This window comes from Dolichospermum sp. UHCC 0260, assembly GCF_009711985.1.
Classification (GTDB): domain Bacteria; phylum Cyanobacteriota; class Cyanobacteriia; order Cyanobacteriales; family Nostocaceae; genus Dolichospermum; species Dolichospermum lemmermannii.
Genome location: NZ_VIKZ01000095.1, coordinates 1 through 5,818, shown reverse-complemented (window position 1 = coordinate 5,818; position 5,818 = coordinate 1). Strand labels below are relative to the sequence as shown.

Annotated in this window: 4 protein-coding genes; 1 reads left to right on the top strand and 3 read right to left on the bottom strand. The window is 36.3% G+C overall.

The features are described from left to right. A partial coding sequence (locus FJR08_RS22240; protein ID WP_217357553.1) for a COP23 domain-containing protein occupies window positions 1-357 on the bottom strand: 357 nt, incomplete at its 3' end. Window positions 358-583: 226 nt separating this feature from the next. Next, entirely contained in the window at window positions 584-1,486 is a 903-nt protein-coding gene (locus FJR08_RS22235) for an Rpn family recombination-promoting nuclease/putative transposase (RefSeq protein ID WP_168634614.1), read from the bottom strand. A 137-nt stretch (window positions 1,487-1,623) separates the two neighbouring features. On the opposite strand from FJR08_RS22235, the gene FJR08_RS22230 reads away from it, so the two are divergent. Continuing rightward, entirely contained in the window at window positions 1,624-4,830 is a 3,207-nt protein-coding gene (locus FJR08_RS22230) for a glycoside hydrolase family 15 protein (protein ID WP_168634613.1), read from the top strand. 86 nt (window positions 4,831-4,916) lie between these two features. Here FJR08_RS22230 and FJR08_RS22225 read toward each other — a convergent pair whose 3' ends face one another. Further along, window positions 4,917-5,579 (bottom strand): response regulator transcription factor, encoded by a 663-nt coding sequence (locus FJR08_RS22225; protein WP_168634612.1) that lies wholly within the window; start codon window positions 5,577-5,579, stop codon window positions 4,917-4,919. Window positions 5,580-5,818 lie beyond the last annotated feature (239 nt).

Below are 5,818 nucleotides of genomic sequence, written 5' to 3'. Positions count from 1 at the left end.
GAGTGTAATGACAACATCTTCTTTTAAACAATTACCACCTACTTTAATAGCAGTACATATTACAGGAAGTCCGTTAAACTTTCCTCCTCTAAGATAGAGCATTCTATTATCACTGTATGCCTGTAGTCTTTTGCTAACAATGCGACAGCGTTCTTGTTTAGAGATTCTAAAATAGTTACTTTCCCAGACTAACATGGGTTGCCAACCGCGACTTGTTTTGGCTAATGTGATAGGGTTTTGCAGTTTATCATTACACTTGAATTTTTCCCCTGCATAGCCGGGTTGGTGTACAGCTAAGGCGATAATGGGGGTGATGGTCAGTCCTAAAAGTATTTGGGAAATTGGTTTAAGTTTCATAAGTCCCCTGTCGGCAAAAAATATACTTTGGAATAAATATCGTTAATTATACATGATTTGATAAATTTGTCAATAAATATGCTGGTGTTAAATTGGGAATCCAAATTAAGAATCTATGGGTAAGAAAAATTTTGCAATCACCAAAACGTAAGGGTTTAGCATTGCTAAACCCCTACAAATTACAAATTATTCAACTGTTACAGATTCCGCTAGTAATCTCTGGCTTTTACTTCTGGGAAATTTCTAAATGTTGCAACCAAACAACCAAATTATCTAAACTTGCAAAATCTAAAAACACCTCAGTTAAAGCTTCCAATTGTTCCAGAGATAACTTCTCAATCTGCATTTTTAGCTGACTAGGAACTTCCCCAAATCTTTTAGATAACAACCGTAGGATCAGATTTATTTCTCCCTCCTGTTTACCTTGTTGTTTACCTTGCTGCATACCTTGCTGCATACCTAATTCGGTAGCTTCTTCTCTGAGTTCTTCATACAAGCGAGTTTGCTGAAAACTTATGCCTAACATTGCTTCTATCTCCACACGACTTAAACGAGTAAACCGATAAGAAATAATCGTGGTAATTATTTCCATTATGCCACGTCTAGCTGCTGGTTCTTGTAACTCCTGCTGACAACGATTGATTAAATATCGCGCTGCTGCTGGGGCTTTGTTTTGTTTTAGAGTTGTCAATACCAACAAACTGACATCAAGGGGTAATTCCTCAAATTCTCCCAATTCATTCAAATATACTCGATGGACTTGTTCCGAACTTAAAAGTGCGCGATAGGGGTGAATATCCTCTTGTTCCGTACTCCGAGTTGGATAAATTAACACCGCTTGCCAATCTTGAAAACGCTCCCTATTTCTGTAAAAATAGAGAAATAATTCCCCAAATAACCGCTCATACAGTCGTTCATCTTTTTGAAATTGCACCTCACAAAAATAAACAACACCAGGAGTTTCGGTTTCTGGTGGTAGAAACACCCCGTCAATTTCAAACTTTGGTTCTTTCACCGCTACTGAATCGAAGCGATAATTAGCCGCATTTGCGGGGGGATTTGGCAATAATTCAAACAGTATGGTTGGATATGTTTGAAATAAATAATAGGAAATAGAGTCACGTCGCATATTATAATTGTAATCTATCCTACCTACTCAAAAAAATTCTCCTCTGGATGATTGTTATATACAGCAAAAGAGGGAATTATACAACTTTTTTATTTATCAACCTCACAGCAACAAAGTTAAATTTTCTCATCACCATAATGAACACATCAACCACACCATTAACACGCTTAGATTTTTACTACAAGCAAATTAAGACAATTATTTTAGCGCGTCAAAACCCGATTACTGGTTTATTACCAGCGAGTACCGCTATTACTGCTCATGGCGATTATACAGATGCCTGGGTGCGAGATAATGTGTATAGTATTTTAGCAGTTTGGGGTTTAGCCCTAGCCTATCGCAAATTAGATCATGATCATGGTCGCACTTATGAACTTGAACATAGTGTTGTTAAACTAATGCGTGGTCTATTGTTTGCCATGATGCGACAATCTCATAAAGTTGAAAAATTTAAACATACACAATCTTTATTAGATGGACTTCACGCCAAATACAATACAGCCACGGGTGATATTGTTGTCGGTGATGATGAATGGGGACATTTACAACTTGACGCGACATCTATCTTTTTATTAATGTTGGCACAAATGACCGCCAGCGGATTATCAATTATTTTTACATTGGATGAAGTTAACTTTGTCCAAAACCTAGTTTATTATATTGGTCGAGCTTACCGCACACCAGATTTTGGCATTTGGGAACGGGGAAATAAAATTAATCATGGTAGTGCAGAATTAAATGCTAGTTCCTTGGGAATGGCTAAAGCAGCTTTAGAATCTATAAATGGATTAAACTTATTTGGTGTTCATGGTAGTCAAGCATCAGTAATTCATGTTTTACCAGATGAAATTGCTAGAGCCAGAATTACTTTAGAATCATTATTACCTAGAGAATCAGGTTCTAAAGAAGTTGATGCGGCGTTATTAAGTATTATTAGTTATCCCGCTTTTGCTGTCAAAGATGAAGCATTGCGAGAACGCACCTTTAAAGAAATTATTAGTAAACTCGCAGGAAAATATGGTTGTAAGCGCTTTTTAAGAGATGGACATCAAACAGTTTTAGAAGACACCGAACGCCTCCACTATGAACCTGGTGAACTTAAACAATTTGAACATATTGAATGTGAATGGCCATTGTTTTTTACTTATTTAGTTCTTGATGGTTTATTTCGCGGTGAACAAGCACAAGTTGAGAAATATCAGCAACTTCTACAATTATTGTTGGTAGAACAAAATGGGTTACAGCTATTACCAGAAATTTATTATGTTCCTGAAGAAAATATAGAAGCTGAGAAATTAGATCCTCAGTCTCAGTTAAGATTACCCAATGAAAATATTCCTTTAGTTTGGGCGCAAAGCTTATATTATCTGGGAGAAATGTTAAGTGAAGGTTTAATATCACTAGGAGATATTGATCCTTTAGGTAGACATTTGAATGTCGGTAAAAACCGCAATTCCTTAGTTCAAATTGCTTTAATAGCAGAAGATGAAGCCCTACAAACACAATTAGAAGTATATGGAATTGAAACCCAAACACCTAGCCAAATTGCACCAATTCAAATTAGGAAATCTGAAGAACTTTCCCGAATTTATACACAAATTGGCAGAAATGATCAACTGGGTTTAACAGGCCGTCCCTTGCGACGACTGAGAAGTTTGACGATATCAAGATTCTTTCGGATTAGAGATCAAACAGTTGTCTTTTTACCATCATTCCTAGATTCACAGCAATTTTATTTAACTCTTGATTATCACTTTTTAGTAGATGAAATTAGAGGTGAATTGGCTTATATCCAAAAATACTGGAGTGATTTAGGTCGTCCGACTTTAACCTTAATGATTACTCGGACAATGCTAGAAACTGGGTCAGAAGCATTATTAGAATTAATGCAGGAACTCAAGGATGGTATTTGTCATGGAGTCCAGGTAAAATTAGGAAAATTGAATCAATTAATGCTGACAGCCGCAATTCAAAGAATTGATTTTTTATCAGATACAGAATTATCGCAATCATCAGTTGCAAATCGGGGAATCCGTTGTTATTACCTGACTTCTCATTTAGAAAAAAGTTGGTCTTTGGGACATACCCAAGAATTCCAAATGGAATGTGAAACTAACTTAGATTCATTATTAGAATATTTGCGCTCATCAGAAAATATTTATGAGCAAATTGAATTACTCCAAACTTTAACTCGGTTACAGGGTTTAGAATTTGATACAGGATATGCTGGGCCAATTAATGCTGTCACTGTAGCGGATTTACTCGATGAAGTCTATACCAAAGCCGGAGATTTAGGGCTGTGGGCGGTGGTGCGACGGGCTGCGGGTTTACGCCAAATGCTCGATATTGGCTTATCAGATGCGATAACGAGTATTTTGGTTCAAGGTAAGCAAATTGCAGTGGGGAGGGCTTATAGTCAGGCTTCTTTGATAGTTGTTCCTATCTCTGGAAGTGAGATTACTGAGAAAATTAATAACTTCTGTCGTGAGGATATTCGAGATCGGGTTTTAACGCAAGAAATATTAATTTATCTCGGTGTCTTAATCAAATCAGAACCAGAATTATTTCGCGGATTTTTAACACTAAGAGTTGGTTATTTAATTCTTTTAATTACTAGCGACATAGCCAGAGAATTCATCCTTACCCAAGATGAAGCTTATGAACAATTAATGCAGCTTTCACCTTTTGAAGTGAAAATGCGGTTACGTCAAGTGTTAACTGGATATAGTGGCGTAAGTAATTTATTACGTCAACAGGAATCATTGCACGTCAAACAAAAAGAAAGTGATATTGCTTGGGTTGTGCTACCTGTAATTAGTGAAGAAACAGAAGTTCCTCTTGATGGTTGGCGCAGATTTCGTCAAAGAGAAGGTGCATTAAATCGTGTACCCAAAGACTTTTTTAAACAAGTTTGGCTATTAATGCAGCATTGCAAAGGTTTAGTCATTGGTGATAAATTAGAACGACGGAATCGGTTAGAAAGTGAAGTCATGCTTTCAGAAATGACCGCAGGAGAAAGAAATTTCGCTTTATTAGTTGAACATTTGCTGAATAAAATTGAAGCCCCAGAATATCGCCAAGTCAATGTAGAAGCTTTGATGGAATTGGCTACAATCGTGGCTAATAACCCTAAGTTGCAAATTGAAGAATATATGGTTTTAGATGTGTTAATCGGTCATGCAGTGCGGTTAGCGTGGTTAGAAAATCACCCCCATCGCCGCGATTATTATGATGAAGATAAAGCTACTGCATGGCCATCATTTTATAATAGTTCTCCTCAAGATTGCGCTAATTATATTCTAAAGGCGTTTAGGTTCTTAACGGAGTTTGTTCAAGATGTTTAAAATTGTAAATAGCAATACAGTTCAGTTAAGAAAATTGTAGTTACTAATTTTCCGGTTGCACCTCTATACAAAGTTCCGCAACTCAATCAAAGCAATAATAATTTTTGCTCAAGCGCTTTTATACATAGAGCAACACGGGAATTAATGTCTTTTTGCTCAAATTCATCAACACCCAATTTCACTTTCAGATGTTGGATATGATTCTGCACAACCCTCAGTGATATATGAAGACGTTCCGCTATTGCTTGATCTGTTAAGGATTCATGACACAATAGCCTGAGAACTTCCAACTCTTTCTCATTCAAGTTTAATTCTTGACGTAATTCTCTAGGCAATTTCAATTCTCCATTCAAAGCACTTTCAACCCCTGCTAAAAAATATTTGCGTCGTTCCATTTTATTCACAACCACAAACCCACCGTAGTGATGATTAATGAATTTGACAAGTTTTATCATCCAACTGGGTTCACTGCTATAAATGAGGATATTTAAAGAGGAATAAGTGTTAAAAATTAACTCTAATAATTCTAAAGAAGATTTAGCTGACTGAGCGCCAGAAGGTAAAGCAAATTGTAAATCAAGGACAATTAAATCTGGTGTTTCTATTTTTAGACGTTGTAGTGCTTCTTGGGGAGTAGAAGCGATGGTACAAATAGCAGAAGAATCGAATTTTCTCAAAAAATCACAATTATTTTGGGCTACTTCTGGATGATCTTCTACAACGAGAAACCGCAGTGGCTTGACATTCATTGTCTTGGGTAATGATTAGATACCTGTATTTTACATTAAGTACGTATACTTAATCAAGACCTAGATCTCCGACTTCTTGAAGAAGTCGGGGATCTGAATAATGAATAATAATTATCAGACTACAATTATTTGAGCAAACTTACGATTTTCAGGTTTAGGTTTAACTGTAATCTCTACATCACTACCTAACTTGTTTAGATAGTCCATCAATCTATCAGTTGAAAAACCACTTAATCTAC

Excerpts from the sequence above, each read along its gene's own strand:
- FJR08_RS22230 (WP_168634613.1), top strand. The coding sequence starts at position 1,624 with ATGAACACATCAACCACACCATTAACACGCTTAGATTTTTACTACAAG.
- FJR08_RS22235 (WP_168634614.1), bottom strand. The coding sequence starts at position 1,486 with ATGCGACGTGACTCTATTTCCTATTATTTATTTCAAACATATCCAACC.
- FJR08_RS22225 (WP_168634612.1), bottom strand. The coding sequence starts at position 5,579 with ATGAATGTCAAGCCACTGCGGTTTCTCGTTGTAGAAGATCATCCAGAA.